The organism is Methylobacterium aquaticum (genome assembly GCF_001043915.1).
Classification (GTDB): Bacteria; Pseudomonadota; Alphaproteobacteria; order Rhizobiales; family Beijerinckiaceae; genus Methylobacterium; species Methylobacterium aquaticum.
The window spans coordinates 1-3,290 of record NZ_LABX01000311.1 but is presented as its reverse complement, the minus strand read 5'-3'; the positions used below and the strand labels follow the sequence as shown (position 1 = coordinate 3,290).

The following is a 3,290-nucleotide window of genomic DNA, read 5'->3' as shown; positions in this document are numbered from 1 at the left end:
ACGCCTTCGCGGCGATGCTGGCGGTCATGAAGGCGGGCGCGGCCTACGTGCCGCTCGATCCCCGCAACCCGCCCGAGCGGCTCTCGGCGATGATCGCGGATGCGGGGATCCGGCTGGTCCTCGCCGGGGCGGAGGCGGCGCTGACCACGGACGTCCCGGTCTTACGCCCGGCGCTCCTCGATCTCGCGGCGGAATCCGGTCCGTGCGCCACCGCGACGCCCTTCGGCCGCCCGGTCGAACCCGAGGTGTAGATCACGTAGGCCAGCGCCTCGGGATGCACCACCGTCTCCAGATCGCCGTCGGGCCAAGCCGCGAGGTCGACCGCGCCGGGGTTCAGGACGGGACGGCCGGGATCAGGCAGCCGCGCCAGCAGGGCGTCGTCGGCGAGCAGGAGCGCGGCCCCGGCATCGGCGAGCGCCTCGGTGACGCGGGACGCCGGGGTCGCCGGATCAAGGGGCGTGTAGGCCGCCCCGGCCTTGAGCACCGCGAGCAGTGCGATGACGAGGGCCGGCGTGCGCGACAAAGCCACGCCGACGATCGCCCCGGGGCCGATCCCGCTTGCCGCCAGCGCGTGGGCGAGCCGGTTGGCGCGGGCGTCGAGGTCGGCGTAGCTCAGGCTCTCGGCGCCGAAGCGCACGGCCTCGGCCTCCGGGTGCTTTCGTGCGTGCTCGGCGAAAGCGGCGTGCACCGGAATTTCGGCGATGGCCCGCCCCGCCTCCGGGGGCGCGTCGCCGGCCGCCAAGGGCAGCCTGATCTCGCCGACGCGTTGGTCCGGCTCGGCCGCGAAGGCGCGCAGGATCGCGACCCAGTGCGCGGCCATCCGGGCGACCGTGTCCTCGTCGAACAGCGACGTGGCGTAGGTGAACAGGCCCGAAAGGCTGCCCTCCGCCTCCTCGCGGGTGTCGAGGGCGAGATCGAACTTCGCCGTCCCGAACACGAGGGGGAATGGTTCGACGGTGAGACCCGCCACGGTGGCAGGCATTGCGTGCGGGCGCTGGTGGTTGAACACAACCTGGAACAGCGGGTGGTCGCTCAGCGAGCGCTCGGGATGCAGCGCTTCGACGAGCCGCTCGAACGGCACGTCCTGGTGGTCCTGCGCCTCCAGCGCTGCCGCATGGACGCGCGAGAGCAGGAGGGCGGCCGGATCCCGGCCCTCGACCGCGGTGCGCAATACGACCGTGTTGGTGAGCGGCCCGACGAGGCCGCGTGTCCCGGCTCGGCTCCGGTTGGCGACCGGCACGCCGATCCGGATGTCGTTCTGGCCCCCGTAACGGTGCAGCAGGGCGGCGAACCCCGCGAGCAGGACGGAGAAAAGCGTCGTCCCCCGGTCGCGGGCGAGGTCCCGCAGCGACGCTGTGAGGTCGGGATCGAGGCGCACCGTCAGGCCGGCGCCGCGGAAGTCGGGCTCGGGCCGGCGGGCGCGATCGAAAGGGAGCTGGAGTGGGAGGGCCTCGTCCCGGAGCCGCCCGGTCCAGTAGGCGAGCTGGCGTTCGCCCTCGGCGGAGGCGAGGCATACGCGCTGCCAGGCGCCGTAATCGGCATACTGGATGTCCATGCTCGGCAGCTCGGCCGGCCGGCCCTGCGCTGCGTCCGCGTAGAGACGCCAGAACTCGTCGACGATCACGCCCATGGACCAGCCATCCGAGACGATGTGATGCATCGTCACGAGCAGGACGTGGTCGTCCACGCCGCGCCTGATCAGCGCGACGCGCAGCAGAGGTCCGGTCTCAAGGTCGAAGGGCGCCTCGGCCTCGGCGCGGGCCGCCATGAGCGCCTCGGTCTCCTGGTCGGGGCCGCTGAGGTCGCACTCCCGGATCGTGACGGCGAAGGGCTCCCGCACGACCTGCTCGGGCGGGCCGTCGCCTTGCGCGAAGACCGTGCGCAGCGTCTCGTGGCGCCGGACCAGGGCATCGAACGCCACCTGGAGGGCTGCGCGGTCCAGCGCCCCCCGCAGGCGCAGGGCGGCCGGCATGGCGTAGGCGCCGCTGCCGGGGTTCATCCGCCACAGGAACCAGAACCGGCTCTGCGCGAAGGAGAGCGGCGCCCGCATTCGGTCCAGTCGCGGGATCGGCAACTGCCCGACATCGATGCCGCGCGCGCCGAGCTGGTCGAGGAAGCGGCGCTGCTTGTCGGGGTCGAGCCGCGCGAGGCGTCGGGCGATCTCGTCGAGCTGGAAGGCGTAGCGGCCGGCAGCGTCAGTCATCCGCGAATTCCAGTGTGTCCAGGGTCTCGAGCATGGCGGCGAGGTCGTCGGCACGGGGCCTGCGCGGCGCGAGACCGGTCAGTTCGTCCGCAAGAGCCGCGATGGTCTTCAGCTCGAAGAAGCGGCGGAGCGTCAGGTCATGGTCGAAAGCACGGCGGATGGCGGTCACCGCCTGCATGGCGGAGATGGAATCGCCCCCGACCGCAAAGAAGTCGTCATCACGCCCGATCCGCTCGCGGCCGAGCAGGTCCGCCCAGATCCCCGCCAGCACCCGCTCGGTCTCGGTCTGCGGCGCGATATGACGAGATGTTGCCGGCGCCTCCGGCTCCGGCAGCGCCCGGCGGTCGAGCTTGCCGTTCGGCGTCAGCGGCAGGTGCTCCAGCACCGTCACTTGCACGGGCACCATGTAGTCCGGCAGCGCCTCAGCCAGCGCCGCGCGCAGAGCCGGCCCGTCGAGCACCGCCCCGGCGCGCGCCACCGCATAGGCCAGGAGCCGCAACCCCGTCGGACCCGGCCGCGCCGTCACCGCCGCCTGCGCCACCCCCGGCAGAGCCAGGAGACGCGCCTCGACCTCGCCCGGCTCGATCCGGTGACCGCGGATCTTCACCTGGTCGTCCGCCCGCCCGCGGTAGAGCAGCCGCCCGTCCGCGTCCCGGCCCGCCAGGTCGCCGGTGCGGTAGAGCCGCGACCCCGGCGGCCCGAACGGATCGGGCAGGAAGCGCTCGGCGGTGAGCCCGGGCCGGCCGAGATAGCCGCGCGCCAGCCCCTCGCCCCCGATCATCAGCTCGCCCCGCAGGCCGGCCGGCGCCGGATGCCCGTCGGCGTCGAGCACGCGCAGCACGGTGGCGGCCACCGCCTCCCCGAGATCCGGCTCGGCGGTCCTGCCGGGAGGCAGGGCCGCGCAGGCCGACCAGATCGTGGTCTCGGTCGGGCCGTAGAGGTTCCAGGCCCGTGTTTGTCCCTGCGACCCGGCGAGTTCGCGGGCGAGGTCTGAGGGCAGCGCCTCGCCGCCGCACCAGCGCCGGCAGGTTTCGGGCAGGCCGTGTCCGCCGCCGATGAGGCGCCAGGTGGTGGGGGTGGCCTGGAC

General features: G+C 73.6%; 2 protein-coding genes and 1 pseudogene. 1 reads left to right on the top strand and 2 read right to left on the bottom strand.

Going from position 1 to position 3,290, the window contains the following annotated elements:
- Window positions 1-14 precede the first annotated feature (14 nt).
- Entirely contained in the window at window positions 15-251 is a 237-nt protein-coding gene (locus tag VP06_RS39110) for an AMP-binding protein (protein ID WP_425350971.1), read from the top strand.
- Between the two features lie 8 nt (window positions 252-259).
- Here the strand turns inward: VP06_RS39110 and VP06_RS30840 are convergent.
- Together VP06_RS30840 and VP06_RS30835 are read right to left on the bottom strand one after the other, a co-directional pair.
- Window positions 260-2,050: pseudogene (locus VP06_RS30840) on the bottom strand (condensation domain-containing protein); the annotation flags it as partial.
- A gap of 145 nt (window positions 2,051-2,195) precedes the next feature.
- The coding region (locus VP06_RS30835; protein WP_048467641.1) for an AMP-binding protein at window positions 2,196-3,290 on the bottom strand (1,095 nt) is incomplete at its 5' end.